Origin of the sequence: Pseudomonas medicaginis (assembly GCF_965119365.1) — a bacterium.
In the GTDB taxonomy this organism is placed as follows: domain Bacteria; phylum Pseudomonadota; class Gammaproteobacteria; order Pseudomonadales; family Pseudomonadaceae; genus Aquipseudomonas.
This window is the reverse complement of sequence record NZ_OZ221631.1, coordinates 2943575-2964339: the sequence shown is the minus strand read 5'-3', so window position 1 is coordinate 2964339 and position 20765 is coordinate 2943575. Positions and strand designations below refer to the sequence as shown.

The 20765-nt window shown below is 59.3% G+C and carries 16 protein-coding genes and 2 pseudogenes; 10 read left to right on the top strand and 8 right to left on the bottom strand.

Annotated features, from left to right (window positions below):
• Positions 1-2 precede the first annotated feature (2 nt).
• The 3 genes and pseudogenes from ACMTA2_RS13155 to ACMTA2_RS13145 all read left to right on the top strand — a co-directional run.
• Positions 3-140 (top strand): annotated as a pseudogene (locus ACMTA2_RS13155) (type II toxin-antitoxin system RelE/ParE family toxin); the annotation flags it as partial.
• Between the two features lie 214 nt (positions 141-354).
• The gene (locus tag ACMTA2_RS13150) at positions 355-1947 is read left to right on the top strand and encodes a bifunctional 3-(3-hydroxy-phenyl)propionate/3-hydroxycinnamic acid hydroxylase (RefSeq protein WP_413795179.1); all 1593 of its coding nucleotides are present in this window, start codon (positions 355-357) and stop codon (positions 1945-1947) included.
• A gap of 64 nt (positions 1948-2011) precedes the next feature.
• Positions 2012-2653, top strand: coding sequence for a TetR/AcrR family transcriptional regulator (locus ACMTA2_RS13145; RefSeq protein ID WP_413795178.1), 642 nt, complete (start codon positions 2012-2014; stop codon positions 2651-2653).
• A 7-nt stretch (positions 2654-2660) separates the two neighbouring features.
• On the opposite strand, the gene ACMTA2_RS13140 is transcribed toward ACMTA2_RS13145, so the two are convergent.
• Positions 2661-3890: an NADH:flavin oxidoreductase/NADH oxidase family protein gene (locus ACMTA2_RS13140; protein ID WP_413795177.1), complete on the bottom strand. Its 1230-nt coding sequence runs from the start codon at positions 3888-3890 to the stop codon at positions 2661-2663.
• 204 nt (positions 3891-4094) lie between these two features.
• Here ACMTA2_RS13140 and ACMTA2_RS13135 point away from each other — a divergent pair, with 204 nt between their 5' ends.
• The 6 genes from ACMTA2_RS13135 (at position 4095) to ACMTA2_RS13110 (ending at position 12137) form a co-directional block, all read left to right on the top strand.
• A complete protein-coding gene (locus ACMTA2_RS13135) occupies positions 4095-4709 on the top strand; it encodes a TetR/AcrR family transcriptional regulator (protein WP_413795176.1) in 615 nt (204 codons plus the stop codon).
• Positions 4710-4792: 83 nt separating this feature from the next.
• Positions 4793-5884, top strand: coding sequence for a VOC family protein (locus ACMTA2_RS13130; RefSeq protein ID WP_413795175.1), 1092 nt, complete (start codon positions 4793-4795; stop codon positions 5882-5884).
• Positions 5885-6035: 151 nt separating this feature from the next.
• Complete coding sequence (locus ACMTA2_RS13125; protein WP_413795643.1) at positions 6036-6995, top strand: fumarylacetoacetate hydrolase family protein; 960 nt, start codon at positions 6036-6038, stop codon at positions 6993-6995.
• Positions 6995-8941 carry an acyl-CoA synthetase gene (locus ACMTA2_RS13120; protein ID WP_413795174.1) on the top strand — a complete coding sequence of 649 codons (1947 nt, stop codon included), beginning with the start codon at positions 6995-6997 and terminating at the stop codon, positions 8939-8941. The genes ACMTA2_RS13125 and ACMTA2_RS13120 overlap by 1 nt, the downstream gene beginning before the upstream one ends.
• Before the next feature lie 127 nt (positions 8942-9068).
• Complete coding sequence (locus ACMTA2_RS13115) at positions 9069-10757, top strand: DUF1302 domain-containing protein (protein ID WP_413795173.1); 1689 nt, start codon at positions 9069-9071, stop codon at positions 10755-10757.
• A gap of 15 nt (positions 10758-10772) precedes the next feature.
• The gene (locus tag ACMTA2_RS13110) at positions 10773-12137 is read left to right on the top strand and encodes a DUF1329 domain-containing protein (protein WP_413795172.1); all 1365 of its coding nucleotides are present in this window, start codon (positions 10773-10775) and stop codon (positions 12135-12137) included.
• A 79-nt stretch (positions 12138-12216) separates the two neighbouring features.
• On the opposite strand, the pseudogene ACMTA2_RS13105 reads toward ACMTA2_RS13110, so the two are convergent.
• The 5 genes and pseudogenes from ACMTA2_RS13105 to galB form a co-directional block, all read right to left on the bottom strand.
• Positions 12217-12345 (bottom strand): annotated as a pseudogene (locus tag ACMTA2_RS13105) (CPBP family intramembrane glutamate endopeptidase); the annotation flags it as partial.
• A gap of 484 nt (positions 12346-12829) precedes the next feature.
• Positions 12830-14095, bottom strand: coding sequence for an MFS transporter (locus ACMTA2_RS13100; protein WP_413795171.1), 1266 nt, complete (start codon positions 14093-14095; stop codon positions 12830-12832).
• Positions 14096-14213: 118 nt separating this feature from the next.
• Positions 14214-15296, bottom strand: a complete 1083-nt coding sequence (locus ACMTA2_RS13095) for a 4-oxalomesaconate tautomerase (protein ID WP_413795170.1) — start codon at positions 15294-15296, stop codon at positions 14214-14216.
• 2 nt (positions 15297-15298) lie between these two features.
• On the bottom strand, positions 15299-16015 hold the full coding sequence (locus tag ACMTA2_RS13090) for a 4-carboxy-4-hydroxy-2-oxoadipate aldolase/oxaloacetate decarboxylase (protein WP_413795169.1): 717 nt from the start codon (positions 16013-16015) through the stop codon (positions 15299-15301).
• The gene (gene galB / locus ACMTA2_RS13085; RefSeq protein ID WP_413795168.1) at positions 16012-16746 is read right to left on the bottom strand and encodes a 4-oxalmesaconate hydratase; all 735 of its coding nucleotides are present in this window, start codon (positions 16744-16746) and stop codon (positions 16012-16014) included. Before galB ends, ACMTA2_RS13090 begins: the two co-directional genes overlap by 4 nt.
• A 155-nt stretch (positions 16747-16901) precedes the next feature.
• On the opposite strand from galB, the gene ACMTA2_RS13080 reads away from it, so the two are divergent.
• The gene (locus ACMTA2_RS13080) at positions 16902-18116 is read left to right on the top strand and encodes a LysR family transcriptional regulator (protein ID WP_413795167.1); all 1215 of its coding nucleotides are present in this window, start codon (positions 16902-16904) and stop codon (positions 18114-18116) included.
• 1 nt (position 18117) lies between these two features.
• Here ACMTA2_RS13080 and ACMTA2_RS13075 read toward each other — a convergent pair whose 3' ends face one another.
• Together ACMTA2_RS13075 and ACMTA2_RS13070 are read right to left on the bottom strand one after the other, a co-directional pair.
• On the bottom strand, positions 18118-19365 hold the full coding sequence (locus ACMTA2_RS13075) for an OprD family porin (RefSeq protein ID WP_413795166.1): 1248 nt from the start codon (positions 19363-19365) through the stop codon (positions 18118-18120).
• A 135-nt stretch (positions 19366-19500) separates the two neighbouring features.
• Positions 19501-20763 carry a gallate dioxygenase gene (locus tag ACMTA2_RS13070; RefSeq protein ID WP_413795165.1) on the bottom strand — a complete coding sequence of 421 codons (1263 nt, stop codon included), beginning with the start codon at positions 20761-20763 and terminating at the stop codon, positions 19501-19503.
• Between the last annotated feature and the right edge of the window lie 2 nt (positions 20764-20765).

Genomic DNA, 20765 nt, shown 5'->3' with positions numbered 1-20765 from the left:
AGATGCCGCAGTATCGGATTTCCGATGCAGCACGCGCCGATATTGTCGATATTCTCAGGCTCTCCCAAACGCAATTCGGCGACCAAGCACGTCAGCGCTATCAGGCGCTGATCCTCGCCGCGCTGCAAGTTATCGCCGGCAAGAATTTGTTCATGAGTCGCGCTCAAGGTGTTTGCGTTGTTTGCCTGGCCCCGAGCGAATGAACGTTGTCCTGGTGAAGATCATCCAGGACTGACTACCGGAAAAGCCCGCCAAAAAAACTAATCAATTTTGATGCGTTGCTCATTTTTGATTTATGTGTCATTAATCCTCCACGCACCGCTTTTCCCTTTTCTCCAACAGCAAGAAGCCGAGATGAACAAGAACAATAATCATCGACTACCGGAATCAGTGGACGTGTTGGTCGTGGGCAATGGCCCCGTGGGAGCAACCATGGCTGCGCTGCTTGGGCGCCACGCAATACAGACCCTGGTGATCGACAAGGTGCATGACATCCTGCTGATGCCCCGTGCCATCGCCCTGGACAACGAAGCTCTGCGGATCCTGCAGTTGGCCGGCCTGGCCGAGGATGCCTTCGAGAAGATCGTGATTCCCGAGGTGCGCATGCATTGCCCGATGCTCGGGCAGTTCGGCCGCGCCAATACCGCGGGCAGCCTCGATGGTCATCCGAAGCTGGTCACCTTCTATCAGCCGGATCTGGAGCGCTCTATGCGCGACCAGTACCGACGCTTCTCCAACGTAGAAAGCCTGGGCGGGCTGCAACTGGATCACTTGAGTCAGGATGGCGACGGCGTGCTCGCTCAGTTGAGCGACGAAGCGGGCCAGTCCCACTCCGTGCGCGCCCGTTATCTGGTCGGTGCCGATGGCGCCAGCTCAAAAGTGCGCAGCCTCATCGGCCAGGACTTCGGCGGACACAGCTACACGGAAGACTGGTTGATCGTCGACGTCTGTGGCCGGGAGCGCAAAGCCATCGACCATGTCGAATTCCTCTGCGATCACCGACGCCCCACACCGCACATGCCAGCTCCGGGCGGCCGGGAGCGTTGGGAGTTCATGCTGCGCAAGAACGAAACCCGTGAACAGGCGGAAAATGCCGAACACATCGCCAAGCTCCTCGCCCCCTGGATCGACCCCGACCAGCTCACCATTGAACGCAAGGCGGTGTACCGCTTCCATGCGCGCTGCTGTAGGAGTTTTTACAGTGGGCGAGTATTTCTGATTGGCGACGCGGCTCACATTACGCCGCCTTTCGTCGGTCAGGGCCTAGTGGCTGGCCTACGCGATGCCGCCAACCTGGCCTGGAAACTCGCCTGGGTGCTGCGCGGCCAGGCAGCTCCGACAATCCTCGCCAGCTACGACAATGAACGTCGACCGCATGCCCAGGAGATGATCGATCTGGCGAAGTACATGGGCCGCCTGATCATGCCGCGCAACGTGGTCCTGGCCGCGCTCGGTCATGGCCTGATGCGCGCGCTCAACCTGATTCCTCCCGTCCGACGCCATTTCGAAGAACTCGATATCAAGCCAAAGAATATCTTCAAGAACGGTTTGTTCATTCGTCAGGCCCGCAAAGGTCCGGTCCAGCGCGGCGGGCTTTTCCCCCAAGGCCTGATACGCAGCGCCGACGGTCTTATCCAGCCGAGTGACGAGGTCCTGGGTGACAGCCTGACCCTCGTCGGCCTGGGCACCGATCCACGCAGGCATCTGACAGCCAAGACACACCGCCGCTGGACGGCCGTTGGAGGTCGCTATCTGCAAATTGGCCTACATGGCCAACGCAGTGACACTGACACCCCCTTCGTCGAGGACATCGGTCAACGCCTGATGTCGATGGCGCCACCACACACGTTGCTGGTGGTACGTCCCGACCGCATCATCATGCATGACGGCCCGGCTCGACACGCCGAGGCCCTGGTCGCCGACTGTATCGAGCTGCTTGGACAATGAATGGCTCTGCCACTCGGGGTGACAGTCCTCTATCATCGGCGTCATTGTTCAGGTGAGCCAGACGATGAATAACACAGACGACGCCGAAATCACTCCACCCCCGCTCACCCGCGGGCACAAGAAACGCGAGCGTACGCGGCGAGAATTGATCGATGCCGCCGTGCGCCTGTTCGCGCGCAAGGAAGTTGGCGAAATAGCCCTGCTCGATGTCGCCGCCGAAGCGGAGATGGCCAGCGGGACCATCTATAACTATTTCCGCTCTCGCGACGAAGTCGTCGAGGCGGTCGGACTCGCGCTGGCTGACGAGTTCTCCGAAACGATCTCTCGGCGCAGCATGGGCATTCGCAGTGGCGCCCAGCGCCTGGTGACTGGCGTGCGCATGTTCATTCGCCGAGCCATCGACGATCCGCAATGGGCCAGCGCGGTGATTCGCGTGGTGCATTTCGATCAGGCGATGCGCTCGAAGATCGCCGGCTATGTGCTCGCCGATCTACGCGCCGGAGGGGAAGAAGGCTCGTTCACCTACAGCGACGAAGGCGTTGCCCTCGACTTGGTGGTGTCCTGCACCCTCGGCGCCATGCGCAGTGCCGTCGAAGGCCGTAGCGTAGCCGAGCACGACAGTCTAGTGAGCGAGATGGTGCTCAGAGCGCTCGGTGCCACCACGGCCAAAGCCCGCAAGCTCGCCCGGCAGGAACTGCCGGGCTGAGCGTCGCTCAGTCGCCAGCCACCCACTGCCGGTAGCGGCGCGTTTGTCGCCGCAGCTTGAGCTGGCTGCCGATAAGCGCTAGCAACGGTGAAATCCGCGGATCGGTGCGCCGGCCTCTGCCAAGCAAGAGCAATTGTTTTTTCACTACTGCTTGGGCGGCCGCTGCGGCGAACGCCTTGTTCTTCCAGTTCACCGTCACAGGCTGCACCACGATATCCTCACCCGCCTTCCAGTATTTGGGCAGCGTCGGATCGACCGCCAGCGCAGTCGCCAGGCCAACCATCGACACCGCCCCCTCCACAGCCTGTTCGGCCACCGCCCGGCGACGGATCCCACCGGTGACCATGACAGGCATACGCGCGACGGCCGCGATGCGCTCGGCGAATTCGAGAAAATACGCCTCTCGTCTCAATGTGCTGCCGTCGCGGGTCTGCCCCTGCATTGCCGGACTTTCATAACTGCCGCCGGAAAGCTCCACCAGATCCACCGCGCACTCGTTGAGCATCCGCACCACGGCATCAGCATCCTCGACATCGAAGCCACCGCGCTGGAAGTCCGCCGAGTTGAGCTTGACCGCCAAACAGAATCCAGGGGCGACCCGGGCACGTACGGCCTCGACAGTGCGCAGCAGAATGCGCGCCCGATTTTGCAGACTGCCGCCCCAATGGTCCTTACGTTGGTTGGACAGCGGTGAAAGAAACTGACTGAACAAATAGCCATGGGCGGCGTGAATCTGCACCCCGGTAAACCCGGCACGCTCTGCCAGCACGGCCGTGGACACGTAGCGGCCAATCAGTTGCTCTATCTCTTGTTCTTGCAGCGCCAGCGGCCGGGCGAACAGCTTGGAAAAGCCTGGGATATCCACGGCGATGGCCGAGGGACCTCGGGCCGGTTGCCCCATACTGGCCATCAATTGCCGGCCCGGATGATTGATCTGCAACCAGGCCTGAGCCCCGCGACTGCGACAGGCGGACGCCCAGGCAGTGAAACGGTCGAGATGGCGTTCATCTTCCAAGACCACCCCCGCCGGTCCGGTCAAGGCATGGCGATCGACCATCACGTTACCCGTGATGATCAAACCTGCGCCGCCCTCCGCCCAGGTGCGATAGAGGCGAATCAGCGCCTGGCCCGGCGCATGGTCGGGATCGGCCAGGTTTTCCTCCATCGCCGCCTTGGCGATGCGGTTGGGAATGACCGCCCCGTTGGGCAGGCGCAGGGGTTGAAACAGCTTGCTCATGTCAATCAATCCTTCAATAGCGGCGACGGAGATGGCGGCGGACGAATCACTCAGCGAATGGCAACAGCACACCAGCAGCAACAATTGAACACAAATGTTCAATTATTGCAAAGATGTCAGGTATCAGCGAGCAAAAAAATAACAATTGACCAATTTTGAACACTGATGTTCAATTAGCACAACTTGATTATGGAGGCAGTCCCGTTGGCTCAGCTCAATCCCGCGCAGCGTCGCATTCAACAAGCCGCCCTGCGTCTGTTCGCCGAAAAGGGCGTTACTCAACTGAACATCAGCGATCTCGCCCAGGAGGCGGGTGTTGCCCGCGGCACTATTTACAACAACGTGGAGACGATGGAGCTGTTGTTCGAGCAGGTGGCCAGCCAACTGAGCATGGAAATGCATGAGCGCATCAGCAAGAGCTTCGTCAACCTGGAGGACCCTGCCGAACGTTTGGCCAACGGTATTCGTTTCTTCATTCGTCGTACCCACGAAGAGCCGCAGTGGGGAGCTTTCCTCAACCGCTTCGCCCTGAGCAATGCTTCGCTGCGCGAGATGTTCTACAGCCAGGCGACATCCGATGTACTGATGGGTTTGCATAAAGAGCGCTATCGATTTCGTCAGGAACAGTTGGCCACCGTTATCTCGCTGATCGCCAGCGCCACGCTGGGCTCGATGTTCCTGGTGATCGAGGGCATCAAGACCTGGCGCGACGCGGGCAGCCACACTGCTGAACTGGTCCTGCGAGCACTGGGAATACCTGAAGAGGAAGCACGGCAACTGGCGACCGCCGAACTGCCGCCCCTGCCCGCCCAGGACTGATTGTTTACCTGACACCCCACGATCCCGCCTTACGGGATCGATGGCCCGGCTTTGCCTGAAAAAAGCCACGGAGAACAACAATAATGGCACCACCAAGCGTTCCACCCGTGCTCGTTACCGCACAGCCGGCACGGCATCCACAGCCGACAGTGAAGGCCCAGGCCCTGGGTTACTTGATCTTCGAGCGTCCAGATCTGGACCTGGCCGAGCGCTTCCTGCGTGACTTTGGGTTGCGCCCCGTTCAACGCGGACCTAAAACACTCTATTTGCGCGGCACCGGAACAGCCCCTTACTGCTACCGCGTGCACCAGGCCGAGCGGACGCGCTTCCTCGGTTTCGGCTTGGCACTCGCCTCACGCGCCGATCTTGAGCGCATTGCGCGCCTACCGGGCGCCTCGGCGATAGAGGCGCTAGACGGCCCCGGTGGCGGTAAGCGGGTACGCCTGACCGATCCGTCCGGTTTCCTGGTGGAGGCCACTCATGGCCAGCAACCCGTCGAGAGCCTGTCGCACCGTGCGGCGCTGCCATTCAATCTGGTCGACGAACAACCGCGCATCAATGCCACCCAACGCCCACCGATAACTCCGCCCGAGATCATCAAACTGGGTCACGTCGTGCTCGAGGTCGCCGATTTTCAAGCCACCTGCACTTGGTATACCCAGCACTTTGGCTTCATTCCCAGCGATGTGCAGGTACTGCCGGATGGCTCACCGGCGGTGGCCTTCCTGCGCCTGGACCTAGGCGAAACGCCCGCCGACCACCACACCTTGGCGCTTGCTCAAGGCTTCATGGCGACCTATAGCCATAGCGCCTATGAAGTGGTCGATACCGACGCCGTCGGCATGGGGCAGCGCGTGCTGCGCGAATGCGGCTGGAAACACGCCTGGGGCATCGGTCGGCACATTCTCGGCAGCCAGATTTTCGATTACTGGCAAGACCCCTGGGGCGACAAGCACGAGCACTACTGCGACGGCGATCTGTTCACTGCGGATCGACCCGCCGGGTTACATGCGATCAGTGCCGAGGCAATGTCGCAATGGGGCCAGCGGATGCCCAGAAGCTTCACCAAACCCGCCATCAGCCTGTCCAGCTTGTGGGCGCTGATGCGCAACCTGCGACGCAGCCCCGACTTGACCCTGCGCAAGCTGATCACGCTTGCGCGAATGTTCGGCTAGGGCCACCAGCATGCGCCACTGGAGCCGCCGCCCCCTGCTCAAGACCGGCCTCATCCTGGCCGGTGGCGCAATGTTGCCAACCTGTGTCGCTGCAAAAGAACAACAAAGAATCTTTGCTTGTGTGCATTCAACTGCTTCACCGGGAGTCCCTATCATGCCTGTTCATATCGTCCACTTCGAACACCAGAATGAAACCCAATGGGGCGTGATTCGCCAGGGACGCATCACGCGTATTCCCGGCGAATATGCCAGCACCGGTGAACTGATCCGCCAGACCCGAGTCGAGGAACTGGCCCGGTTGCAGGGCGGTGAACTGGCACTCGAAGGCGTGCGGTTGCTTTCGCCCATCACCCGCAACCAGCAGTTTATCTGCCAGGGCGCCAACTATCGGCAACACATGATCGAATCCGGCATGGACCCCGACGTGAAGAACTTCAATATGATCTTCACCAAGGCGACCAGTTGCATCGTCCCGGCGGACAGCGAACTGATCAAGCCGGGCGAAGTACGTTTCCTCGACTACGAGATCGAGCTGGGCCTGGTGCTCAAGCGCGAAGTCAGCAACAAGGAAACCGTCACTGACGCCAACCTGCACGAATTCATCGCCGGGGTGGTGATCGTCAACGATTATTCGGCACGCGACATCCAGATACCACAGATGCAATTCTACAAGGGGAAAAGCTATCGCACCTTCGGCCCGGTCGGTCCTTACTTGTGCCTGCTCGAAGAGAAGGACATGCCGCTGCTCAAGAAACTCGAACTGCGTCTGACGGTGAACGGTCAGGTACGCCAGCGCGACAACACCGGCAACCTGGTCTACGAGCCGGCGCAAACATTAACGGAGTTGGCCGGTGTGCAGGATCTAGCCGCTGGCGACCTGATCGCCACCGGTACGCCGGCGGGCTGCGCGTTGTCCGTTCCGTCCCAGGCCAAACAACGCATCGGCGCGCTGTTGCCGGAGGCGCTGAAGTGGAAAGCCTTCATGAAGACCCAGGAAGGACGCAGCAGCTATTACCTCAAAAAAGGTGACATGGTCGAGGCCAGTATCTGGAGCAGCGACGGCGAGATTGACCTCGGCGTACAGCGCAACCTGGTCGTGGAGCAGAACTGATGGCCGTGAAATCTCTGGCGGATATCCACGCCATCGAACGCATCCCATTGGAACAACAGGGCCTCGCCTCCAGCACGTATGCGGCCCTGCAACGTTGCGCGCAGGAGCATGCGCAAGCGCCGGCCCTGAGCTTTGTCCTCGATGCCAAGGCATTCGAGCGCACCCACGACTGGAGCTATGCGCAGTTATTTGCCGACATCACCCGCACGGCAAACGCCTTCCACGATCTCGGTATCAGCCCGAAGGACGTGGTGGCCTTCCTGCTACCCAACCTGCCGGAAACCCACTTCACCATCTGGGGTGGCGAGGCAGCCGGTATCGTCATGGCGATCAACCCATTGTTGGAAGCGGCGCAGATCGCCGAACTGTTGCGAGCGGCCAATGCCAAGCTGGTGGTGACGCTGGCGCCAACGCCGGGTGCCGATTTGTGGCCAAAGCTGGCCAGTCAACTGGAGCGGTTGCCCAGCGTGCAAGACATCGTATGGGTCGGCATGACGCCCTATGTCGGCACCCTGCCCGGCCTGGCGCTACGCTGGATGGCGAGGCGTGAGAAAGGCCGTCATCGCGGCCGGCGTATCCATGATTTGCGCACGCTGATGCGCCGCCAGCCCGCGGATTATCTCAAGAGCGGCCGGCAGATCCACGCCCACGAAGCCTCGTCCTATTTCTGCACCGGCGGCACTACCGGCTTGCCGAAGATCGCCATCCGTACCCATGGTTCCGAGATCTTCAATGCCTGGTCGATGGCCGCCAACCTGCAGCCGCACGATAGCAACCGGGTCATTTTCTGCGGTTTGCCGCTGTTTCATGTAAACGGCCAACTGGTGACCGGCCTAATGCCCTGGACCCATGGCGACCGCGTGATTATCGGCACACCCCAAGGCTATCGCGGCGAAGGTGTCATTTCGAATTTCTGGGCCATGGTCGAGCATTTCGGCATCAATTTCTTTTCCGGTGTGCCCACCGTTTATTCGGCGTTGCTCCAGCAGCCAAGCGCAGGCTACGACTTGTCCAGCCTGAAATACGCCCTGTGCGGTGCGGCGCCCATGCCGGTCGAACTGTTCCGCGAGTTCGAACAGCGTATCGGCGTACACATCCTCGAAGGCTACGGCCTGACCGAAGGCGCCTGCGTGTCTTCCACCAACCCGCCGGATGGCGAACGGCGGATCGGCTCCGTCGGCCTGCGCCTGGCCTACCAGGACATGCGCGCCGTGATACTTGGTTACCACGGTGAATACCTGCGCGATGCCGCACCGGACGAGGTCGGCGTTATCGCCATCCATGGCCCCAATGTGTTCGCCGGTTACCTGAAAGACAGTCACAACAACGGTGTCTGGATCGAGATCGGCGCAAACCGCTGGCTCAATACCGGAGACCTGGGACGCCAGGATGCCGAGGGTTATTTCTGGCTCACCGGGCGCAAGAAGGAACTGATCATTCGCGGCGGCCACAATATCGACCCGAAGCAGATCGAAGAGGTGCTGCAAGCACACCCTGCTGTGGCCTTGGTCGCGGCGATCGGCAGCCCCGATGCTCATTCCGGAGAAGTCCCGGTCGCCTATGTGCAACTGACCGCAGGGAAAAGCGTGGACAGTACCCACTTGCTGGCTTTTGCCAGCGGCAACATCGCCGAGCGCGCCGCCATTCCCAAGCGCATCGAGATTCTTGAGGCGCTGCCCCTGACACCGGTGGGAAAAATTTTCAAGCCAGCCTTGCAACGACTCGAGATCGCACGAGCCGTGCAGCAGGCAGCAGAGGAAATCGGTGTGACCGACTTCGACCTGAACGTCGTCCAGGACGCCCGGCGCGGACTCGTCGCGCGCATTACCGTCGGCGCCCAGCGCCAACCATTGGAGCAGGCCTTGGGACGCTACAGCTTCCAGGTTGAATGGCTCGACGCGCCGCACTGGAGGACAGCGATCTCCGAATCGACGTCTCTGACCTGATCGACTGATCACCACGACAAACCCAGACTGGCCAACCTTCATGAATCGGCCAGCGGGACCTGCTGTGCCTGAGAAACGCACCACCTGTATCAAGCGCCCCAACAATAACAAGAGGTAGTAAATACACATGAACGATAGACAACTCCCACGGCACCACGCTCGCCTTGCTCTTGCCCTCACGCTTGGTACACTCGCCGCCAATACCGCCTCGGCGATGACCTTCCAATTGGGCGACATCGAAGGTCAGTTCGATTCGAACCTGTCGATAGGCGCAAGCTGGGCGCTGCGTAATCCCGACCCCGACCTGCTTCACGACGCAGCCTCCGATGATGGACGGCGCAACTTCGAGAAAGGCAAAACCTTCTCCAAGGTATTCAAGGGCGTCCACGACCTCGATCTCAAATATGGCGACAGCGGCGTATTCATGCGCGGCAAGTACTGGTACGACTTCGAGCTGAAGGATGAGAGCCGGCCATTCACCGACATCGACGACCACAATCGCAAGGCTGCCGCCCAGGCATCCGGCGCGGAGTTGCTCGACGCCTTTTTCTACCACAACTACCTGATCGACGACCTGCCCGGCACGGTGCGGGTGGGCAAGCAGGTAGTGAGCTGGGGGGAAAGCACTTTTATCCAGGGCGGCATCAACACCATCAACCCTGTCGATGTGTCGGCATTTCGCAGGCCCGGCTCCGAAATCAAGGAAGCGCTGATCCCCGTCAACCTGCTCTATCTGTCGCAGAACCTCAACGAGCAAGTCTCCATCGAGGGTTTCTATCAGTTGGAATGGGACCAGACAGTGCTCGACAATTGCGGCACCTTCTTCTCGCAGACCGATGTGATGGCCGATGGCTGTACCCGACTGGAAAACCCCTTGGGCACAGTGACCCGGACGGGCGATCGCGATGCACGCGATGGAGGGCAATGGGGCACGGCCCTGCGTTGGTTCGCTCCTGAGCTGAACAGTGAGTTCGCCGCCTATTACATCAACTACCACAGTCGTTCACCCTATTTCAGCAGCATCGCCGCTACCACGCCCGGCGTCCTGAGCACCTCGCGGTATTATGTCGATTACCCCGAGGATATTCGCCTCTACGGCTTGAGCTTCAGCACCATGCTGCCCACCGGCACGACGCTGGCGGGCGAGATCAGCTACCGGCCGAACATGCCATTGCAGATCAACTCGGTCGACCTGGTCGCAGCCGCGAGCGGGCTGTCCGTGCTTTCGCCATTGCTGACTTCCGGTGCCGTGCAAGCGAACGCGGGCGAAGATATCAGCGGCTACCGGCGCAAGGAGGTGACCCAGGCCCAGATGACCGCCACGCACTTCTTCGATCAGGTAATGGGCGCCGATCGCCTGACCCTGGTCGCCGAACTGGGCGTCACCTTCATTGGCGGGCTGGAAGGTAAAGACAGCATCCGCTACGGCCGCAACAGCATCTACGGTCAAGGCGAGCGGTATCCAAACAACAGCTTGTGTACCGCGCTGACAAACACCGCCACCCCCAGCAACTGCGATGATGACGGCTTCGCCACCCGAACATCCTGGGGTTACCGCGCGCGTGCCATCTGGGAATACACCAACGTCATTCCCGGTGTAGAGCTGCGCCCCAGTCTGGCCTGGTCCCACGATGTCAGCGGCTACGGTCCGGAACCGGGATTCAACGAAGGCTCCAAATCCATCGGCGTGGGTATCGACGCGACCTACCTGAATACCTACACCGCCAGCCTTTCCTACACCGACTACTTCGCAGGCCAATACAACACGAACATTGACCGCGACTTCGTTGCCTTGAGCTTCGGCGTTTCCTTCTAATCGAGTGGTACCCTAATGAAAAACACCATCCTGCTCCTTGCGACCCTGACATTCACCTCCTTTCACGGCACGCTCCAGGCGGCGGTGCCTGCCAGCGAAGCCAGCCAACTCGGTACGACATTAACGCCTGTCGGTGCGCAAAAGGAGGGTAATACCGACGGCAGCATCCCCGCGTGGAACGGCGGCCTGGACAAGGCGGCTGGAAAGATCGATCCCACCAATGGTCGGCTGAACAATCCTTACGCCAACGAACAGCCACTGTTCGTCATCACCGCTCAAAACATGGATAAATACGCCGACAAGCTGACGCCTGGACAGCAGGCCATGCTCAAGCGCTACCCGGACAGTTACCGACTGCGAGTTTTCCCGTCGCACCGTAGTGCCAACTACCCCGACGTCATCTACCAGGCCGCCGCCCGCAACGCAGTCAATACGACACTGCTGCCCGGCGGCAACGGTCTTGAGCATTTCGAGACGGCCATCCCTTTTCCAATGCCGCAGAGCGCCCTGGAAGTGCTATGGAATCATTTCACCCGCTATCGCGGAGGCAGCGCCAAGCGCACCTACGTCCAGGCGACCCCGCTGGCAGATGGCACCTTTACGCCGGTCTACTTCAAACAGCAATTCAGCTACCGCGACCAGTTAAACGACTTTAATCCGCAGGATCCGGGAAACGTATTGTTCTATTACAAGGAGCTGGTCACCGCCCCGGCGCGACTGGCCGGTGATGTGGTGCTGGTCCACGAAACTCTCGATCAAGTGAAAGAACCGCGTATGGCCTGGATCTACAACGCCGGCCAGCGCCGTGTCCGACGTGCCCCACAGATTTCCTACGATGGCCCGTTTCCCGCATCCGATGGCCAGCGCGTGGCCGACAACCTCGACATGTACAACGGGGCGCCTGACTTCTACGACTGGAAGCTGCTCGGCAAGAAAGAAATCTACATCCCCTACAACAATTTCGAGCTCGAATCAGCCGACCTCAAATACACCGACATCGTGAAACCCGGGCATCTGAACGCCGACCTTCCCCGTTACGAGCGGCATCGTGTATGGGTGATCGAGGGAACACTCAAATCGGCCCAGCGCCATATCTACTCCAAGCGCGTAGCCTACCTTGATGAAGACACCTGGCAAATTGTGCTGGCCGATCACTTCGACTCCCGGGGCACGCTCTGGCGCACCGCCGAAGGCTTCATGACCCCGCTCTATGACAAACAGATTCCCTGGCTGGGCGTCGAGACCCTGTACGACCTCGTCAACGGGCGCTACATCGTCTCCGGCATGCGCAACGAAGAGAAAGACCAAATGGAGTTCGGCTTCAAGGCCTCCAGCGCCGAATACACCCCCACAGCACTGCGCAACGCAGGGGTCCGCTAGTTATCGCTACCGTTTCATCGACCTTTACCGCCCTTCGGGGCGGTCTTTTTCCGTCAAGCCATGACGAGCAATTATCGGGTTAAAAGTGCCCTGCCATCGGCACCGCAATCAGCCAGATCGCCGTCCCATGCGTCACCGTCGATGCCCCCCCATAACGCATGCGAACAAGCCAACAGGCCGAGCCCTCTATCAGCGTGAAGAGCAGAATCATGATCCGCAACGCTGTCTGGGTCTGGGGCGTCAAGGCGAACCAGAGGCCGAAGAGTGTGACGCCCGGCAGCAGATACAGTATGTAGTCCAGCAGTACTGCGAGTCCCTCGGCGATCATCACACGCATGCCTGGGCAGCAACCGGCGCATGCTGCGCCATCAGCTCCACCACCCAGAAATATCGCTGCCCAGCCGACAATCAATAACAGGTATGCAAGCGTGCGCTGGTAAGTCAGCCGGTCGGCGCGTGCTTGGCAGTCACTTCGGCTTCGAGGATGGTAGTGGCGTTGTTGGCTGGAGGGCCCGCAGGGCAAAACAGAGCGTAAACGCTTTGATACTGAGCAGCGCGTCTCGTCTATCAGGCCAGACATGCCCTGATTTTCGGTCGCATCGGTTGAGTCGCGGTAATCACTGGTGCTTGAGTTTCAGGGCATTTCATCAGCACGCAGCTGACGCCGTAGAGTTCCTCGACCAGATCAGTCGTCACCACAGCATGGGGCGCGCCTGCGGGCTGGAATCAACCGCGTTCATATCCGCGCCAGTGGCGTTAGGTAGCATCAGCGCTGCGATGAAACCGATGCTGTACGACACAATGGCGAACGCACCCATGGCGTAACCAAGCGGAACATAAATCGAAGCGAAGCCCACCGCCGCAGGCATGATGGCGCCGAACCCTCGGCCGAAACTGGCGCAGAAACCGGCGCCATTTGCACGGATGTGGGTCGGGTAAAGTTCGGAGAAGCTTGGCGTCAACCCCGATGCCAATCCGCCTTGGAACGTGCCCAGCAGAAGGCCGAGCGCCAGTGTCATATCAAGACCGATGGGCAGGTACATGTAGCAAGCCACTACAATTGCCTGGAAGCATAAAAACATCATGAAAGTCCGACCGCGCCCAATGCGGTCACTGATGATGCCGTATAGGAATGGACCTATTAACGACCCGACGATGTTCACTGCCAGATAGCCCGACATTGATGCAATAGGCAGCCCCAAGGTCATGCGCAAATACGTCGGCAGCCACGTAATCATGATATAGGCCCCCCCGAATATCCCGGTGGCAAGGACCGTAGAGATGACAGTGATACGCCGATAGTTTCCGTTGAAAATCTGCAGGAATTCACTTTTGTCGCGACTGCGTTTCACCGCTTTAGTGAACGTATCGGACTCCGGAACGATTCGACGAATAAACCAGACGAGTACAGCCGGTAAGATCCCAATCGCGAAGAACCAGCGCCAGGCGACATCTTCGGGCAACAGAGAAAAAACAATAGGCATTGTACACAACGATATGGCGTACCCCAGCGCGTATCCACTCTGGATAGAGGCAGCCACACGACCCCGGAGGGCGGGTTTAATGACCTCGCTGATCAGAACGGCCCCGACAACTGCTTCCCCGCCGTAACCAATGCCTTGCAGAAAGCGCACGATGAAGAACGCCCAGAAATCGGTGCAAAAGGCGGCCGTCAAGGTGAACCCGGCCACCCAACAAACCGTTATCTGCATGATCCGGATTCGCCCGAAGCGATCGGCCAGCAAACCTGCGCCCCAGCCGCCAATGGCACTGCCAATCAGCGCCACTGAACTCAATATCCCTGCGTCGGCTTTGGTCAGTGCCAAAACGGTCAACAACACCGGCATAACCAATGAATAGATAGTGGAGTCCATCGAATCCAATGTATATCCGGCCAGGCATGCCCAATACGTGCGTCTTTCTGTACGAGAAAGTTTCGAGTACCAACCCAGTTTCATTGTCAGTGACCTTTTTGTATTTATTAGAAAATTGATGACCGCGCCCGGCAAAAAACTGCGGACGAAACCCCTTACTTCGGACGTTACGTACGTCCAATCAGGGCATCAACGACTGTATTTAGCCGTGTCCAGGCCAGAGACGGCTGGGTACACAAACAGCGCCATCAAAAAGAAGCCTGGCCGTACGTACGAGTCCGCAGCCGGCCATCTGCCCTTCATGCAAGCGCAGTTCGACGGTGAACTCTCCGGTCGGATGTTCGATCGACAATCGCATCACATCATCCTTGAGCACTTGAGCGACGTTAGCCACTACGGTGTCGTCGATCAGGCACGCGGCCGCCACGCTAACGGCACCGAAGACGCCGATGCTGGTATGGCAACGATGTGGAATGAACGTACGGGTCGAGAGCGCGCCCCCCGCCTGCGCCGGTGCGACCAGACACATCTTGGGAACGTTACGCTCGGTCACGTCCCCCAGATTCATACGTGGGCCAGCCTGCAGCCGAATGGATTCAATCCGTGCCTTGAGCGCGTCGTTGGCATCGAGCTGTGCGGGGCTTTCATCGCCACGACACGCCAAATCCTCGGCCCGTATGATCACGACCGGCATGCCATTATCGATGCAAGTAACATGAACGCCGTCGATCACATCCAGCGCATTTCCGGTCGGCAAGAGCGCGCCACAACTGGAGCCGGCAATGTCCTCGAATTCCACGAGCAAGGGAGCGGCGGTTCCGGGTACGCCATCAATCCGAATGTCGCCATCATAGGCAACGCTGCCGTTGGGCGTTGGCACATGGGCAACCGCTACCTGACCGGTGTTTTCCATATAGATGCGCACGGGGGTCACACTGCCCTTCGCGGCGATTAACCCTCGCTCTATGGCAAACGGTCCCACGCCGGCGAGTATGTTTCCGCAATTCTGGCCATAATCGACACGAGGCTCGTCCACTATCACTTGGGCAAACAGGTAATCGACATCCGCATCAGCGCGTTCGGACGGCCTTACAATCGCCACTTTGCTGGTCAAGGAATCGCCGCCGCCAATGCCGTCGATTTGCCGCTTGTCCGGCGACCCCATGGCCGCCAGCAATACCTGACCTCTCAATGCCTGCTCTGTGGGCAAATCCTTGGCCAGGAAATAAGCGCCTTTTGACGTGCCCCCGCGAATCAATAAACAAGGTACGCGAACTTGAGTCATGTTCAGTCTCCAAGCTCGTCCAGCGTATCGACGTACCTCAAACCCTTTTCGGCCAGGCGGCCACGCATGTTGTAGATGTCCAGCCCCAACTCGCCCTTGGCCAGACGCAGCGCTTTCTGTTCTTCCAGATCAGCGCGAGCACGGCTGGCTTCGACCACCTGCAGGATTTCGCTGCGACGCACGATGACCACGCCATCGTCATCGGCCACAACCACATCACCCGGATTGACCAGTTGACCGCCGCATACCAGCGGCAGGTTGACCGAGCCTAGGGTTTCTTTGATCGTGCCCTGGGCATTGACGGCGCGAGACCAGACCGGGAAGCCCATTTCGCGCAGGGTGTGGGTGTCGCGCACGCCGGCATCGATCACCAGGGCGCGCACGCCGTGAGCCTTGAGCGAGGTCGCCAGCAAATCACCAAAGTAACCGTCAGTGCACGGCGAACTGGGGGCAACCACCAGGATATCGCCGGGGCGGCACTGCTCCACGGCCACGTGGAACATCCAGTTATCACCCGGGGCGACCAGCACCGTCACGGCCGACCCGCTGATCACGGTGCCCCGTTGAATGGGTTGGATCGAAGACGCCAGCAACCCTTTTCGCCCCTGCGCTTCATGAATCGTCGCAACGCCGTAGCGTTGTAGCTCATCCACCAGCGCGCGTTCGGCGCGGGCGATAGTGCGCACGACGATACCGGTTTTTCCGATCAACTCGCTCATGCCAGGTTCTCCGTGACACGCGGGAAGATGCTCTGGTAACCCTCACCATAGACAATGTCGCGTTTGGAGGTAATGCCGACATTGCGCTTGGCTTGCACCCCGCGCTGCAACGCGACTCGTGTGTAGTATTCCCACAGGTGTTCCTGACCGGCCATGCACTGGATGGCCGCGTACTTCTTGTCCCACACCGAGGTGATGTCCAGCAGGACGTCGGGACGCCATTCGCATTGCTCTGGCTGGTGTGGTTCGAAACTGTAGACCGGCGGCGCCCCAACGATCTTCTCACCCGGTTTGTAGCCTTCGGCCTGAGCAATGATGCGCGCCTCCTGGGCCAGGTTCATCGCCAACGGGTGATCGTAGTTGTAAGGGTCTTTCAACGAGTGGCTGAGGACGAATTCGGGCTGGACGCGGCGAAACACATCCGCCAGGCGAAACAGCGTTTCCTTGTCGGCCCGCATCGGATAGTCGCCGATGTCGAAGAACTCAACGCTGGCACCCAGGATGTCGGCGGCGGCTTGTGCTTCCTGGCGCCGAGCGGATTTGACTTTTTCTTCGCTCATCTCGCCTTTGCGCCACAGTTTGGCGGACTCACCGCGTTCCCCGAACGACAAGCAGACGATGTGTACGGCATAACCTTGTTGCGCATGCAGCGCGATGGCACCGCCTGCGCGCCAGACGAAATCGGCTGAATGAGCACTGACCACCAGCGCGCTTCTCGTTGACTCGATCATTGCGGATCCTCCCTCTGATTCAGCAAGAGCATCGCATCGCGCCTCACCGGTGGATAATGCATTGCACTTTTTCAGGTATACGTTTTTTTTATTGATTCCAAATAGGAGTAGATGCACAGTCGAGCTTCAATTGATTCCGCAGAGCCCGCTGCCCCATGGAAACCGGTGACCTTCTCAGCCTGATGCAGGTGCGCGCTTTCGTTCGGGTCGCCGACCATGGCAGCGTTTCCAAAGCTGCCGTGGCCTTGTACCGGGCGCAATCGGTAGTGACGCGATCAATTTCCGAACTAGAGATACGACTCGACGTGTCGTTATTCGAACGTCATGCCAACGGCATGCGTTTGACTGATTATGGTGATCGGCTGTTACCTCGGGCGCGGCGAGTACTGACCGAGCTTGACAGTGTGCCGCGCCTGTTAGGAGGCTCGGACAAACGCGCGGTCGAACCGCTATATCTGTTCCAGACGCGCCGTCTGCAAGTGTTCGTGAAGCTGTGCGAAACCCACCATATGCGAACCGTCGCCAGTCTTCTCGGCCTCAGCCAGCCCGGCGTCAGTTCGACGATCAAAGTCATGGAAGACGGCTGCGGCCAGACCCTGTTTGAGCGTACGCCGAAAGGATTGCAGCCAACCCGAGTTAGCCTGGAAATTCTGTTTCCGATTCGTCGAGCGTTAAACGAGTTGCGCCACCTGGAGACAGATGTCACCGCCTTGCGCGGAACGCTGCATGGCGTCGTGCATGTCGGCGCCTTGCCCCTAGGCCGCACTCGCATATTGCCCGAAGCCGTCGTGCGCTTGCTGGCTGAGCACCCCGGAGTCCGAGTGCTCACCAATGAAAGCCCTTTCGATTTGCTGGCGACCGAACTTCGCGCCGGCGATGTCGATTTCATTTTCGGCGCGTTGCGCTCGCAGGCTTACGCCAGTGACCTCACAGGTGAAGCGCTGCTGACCGAGGAAATGGTGGTCTTGGCCAGGCGTGATCATCCGCTGTGTGTGAGCGCCGTAGGGCCACATGACCTTAGCGGCGCCCGCTGGATTCTGCCCCGCGCAGGGTCGCCGGCCCGGCAGATGCTCGACGCCTGTTTTGCCAGGTTCGGCATCGCCCCGCCTCAACCGATGGTGGAAAGCGCCGACATGGCAATCATCCGTGGCCTGCTGTTGCGTTCGGATATGCTCGCCGCCGTGTCCGCTCACCAGCTTGAACAGGAAATTGCCAGCGGCGAGCTATGCATCCTCCCGCTGGAACTGAAACAGACCACCCGCGCCATCGGCCTGACTTATCGCAGTGTCAGCCTTCATTCCCCGGTGGCTGAGGCGCTAATGGACATGATTCGCCAGGTAATCCGTGAGCAGGCAGCCGTTTCACCTTGAGCTAGAGCAACTTGAAAGGATAGCTGACAATCAAACGGTTCTCATCGAATTCGTTGCTGCTGTAATCCCGACGAATACTGGAGTTACGCAGCCGCACATTGAGGTTTCTCAAGGTGCCACTTTGCACCGTGTAGGCCAGTTCTGACTCCCGGCCCCACTCCTTGCCGTCGCTGACTGTAGCGGTGTGCACGTTATCGCCGCTGATGTAACGGTTCATTAATGTCAGCCCAGGAATACCCAGAGCAACGAAGTTGTAGTCATGGCGCAACTGCCAGGACTTTTCGCGAGCGTTGTCGAAGCTGTTGTTGTAACTGTCATTGGCCAGCGTACCGCCGCTGGTACCGTTGACCCGCATCCATGCGTCATCACCAGTGAGTTTTTGCAGGCCAACATGGAAGGTATGACCGCCATAGCGCGCGTACAACAATGCCGAAAGGGTACGGTTGTCCAGATCTCCGGCACGTGCACTGCCATCCTCGCGCCCCCAGAAATAGCCCAGGTTCGCGCCCAACGTCCAGGCACCGAGTGGTTGACTGTGAACCAGTTGCAGATATTGCTGCTGATAGATGTCCTTGAGTTCGGCATTCCACAGACCGATCAACGTGCGCTTGTCGTTGAAGCTGTATTCGCCGCCGACGAAATTGAAGCGATCGCTTGTGATGGCCGGTCGGCCGTGCATGAACATGTCCTCCATGCTCGAATCATTGCGCGGGCTGTTCTGTCGAAATTGGCCGCCATACAGGCTCAGGCCTTCGAGATCCTGCGAAACGACTTGGGCACCGCGGAAGGTTTGCGGCAATGACCGGCCATCGTCGGAACGCAGAATCGGCAGCACCGGCATCCACTCACCTACCTTCACTTCGGTTTTCCCGAGTTGCATTTTCCCGGCGACCGCCAAGCGTCCAAAGTCATCAGCTGGATGCCCATCGCTACCGAGTGGCAACAGTTGCGTGCCACCGGTGCCCTGCCCGCCATCCAGCTTTACCGAGTAGAGCCCGAGCACATCCACGCCGAAGCCCACCGGCCCTTGGGTGAAACCGGAACGAGCATCGAGGATAAAGTTCTGCGTCCACTCTTCGGCTTTGCCTTGCGGGTAAGCCGGATCGGTGAAGTTGCGGTTGATGTAAAAATTTCGCAGGTTGAGGTTCGCACTGGCGTCTTCGACAAAACCGGCTGCCTGGATGTGCAGAGGTACCGTGCAAATAACGGCCAGCGAGCAAGTCATTTGACGATTGACGGCAATTTTCATTGTTATTGTTTTCCGATTTTTGGGTGAACAAATGCCCTGCGCCCTTAATTGCCGGACACACTGAAATGAAGCGAAAACGGCTGGGGCGACCCAGGCAGGGTCGCCGAGAATCAATGGATTGACCGACCCTTAGGGTCAGCGTGTGGCTTTGCCCGCCACCGAATAGAGCACCTGCTGGTTTCGGGTTTTCATGAACTCGTCCAGACTTTGCCCACGCATCGCCGCGTAGATCTGCAGGTTGGGAATACCGAGAACCGCCGCAAGTTTCTCAAGGACGAAAAATATCGCCCCGTACTGGATCAACCCGCGCCAGTCACGCCGGCGCAGCATTTCGCGTTCCTCCTCGCTCAGCTCGCCTTCTTCGAACAGCGCTTCCGGAGCATCGAGAAAACGTTGACGCCATTGCGGCTCGATCATGCGATGGAGGAATTTGTTCAGTCGATAACCCTTTGCGCTGCGTTCGAGTGTGAATGGATACGTCCCCTCCAGCTTCTCGATGCCGGCTAACTGGTGCTGCATATGCTGCAGATGACGCGCCGTGACGTCGACGGGCACTTCCCTGTCCTGGTTCTCCAGCAACAGCGTCGCGATACCGGTCATGGAGGGAAGGTAGTAGTCCTGATGCAGGTTTTTCACCGTGGCCGACAACGCGCCACGCATGATCAACCAGGTGATCACTTCCGAACCTTCCATACCGCCCAGGGTGGCGTATTCGGCATGGGTCATTTCGGTCAGGCGCACCGGGTCGTTGACCAGCAGACCAACGAATTGCTCATCCCACTGCGTGTTATTGAAGCCGCAACGCTCGCCATGCACCTGATGGGACACGCCACCGGTCGCGACAATGGCGACCTTCAGGTCCTCGGGATAGCTTTCAATCGCCCGCCGCAAAGCCTGGCCCAGCTTGTAGCAGCGCAAAGCGCTGGGAATCGGGAACTGCAAGACGCCCACCTGCAACGGCACGATATCTAGCGGCCAGTCAGGTTCGCAAGGCAACAGTGCCGACATCGGGGAGAAGAAACCATGGTCAAGTGGCTTGTCACGGAAGAAGCTCATGTCGAACTCATCGGCCATCAGACTTTGGCCGATGTGCCGCGACAGCGCCGCATGGCCGCCAATTGCAGGAAGCAAGCGCGGATTACCGCCCTCGTCCGCCACCTCGTAACGCTCATCGACCCCGAGCGAGAAGCCGCCGTAGTGATCGAAGAAAAACGACGTCACATGGTCGTTGAAGATGTAGAACAACACATCCGGTTGTTGCTCCTTCAACCACACCTTGATCGGTTCGAAGCCTTCGAAAATCGGCGCCCACGCGGCCTCATTCTGTTTTTCGTGATCGACGGCAAAGCCGATTGTGGGGGTGTGAGAGACAGCGAGACCACCAATGATGCGTGCCATGA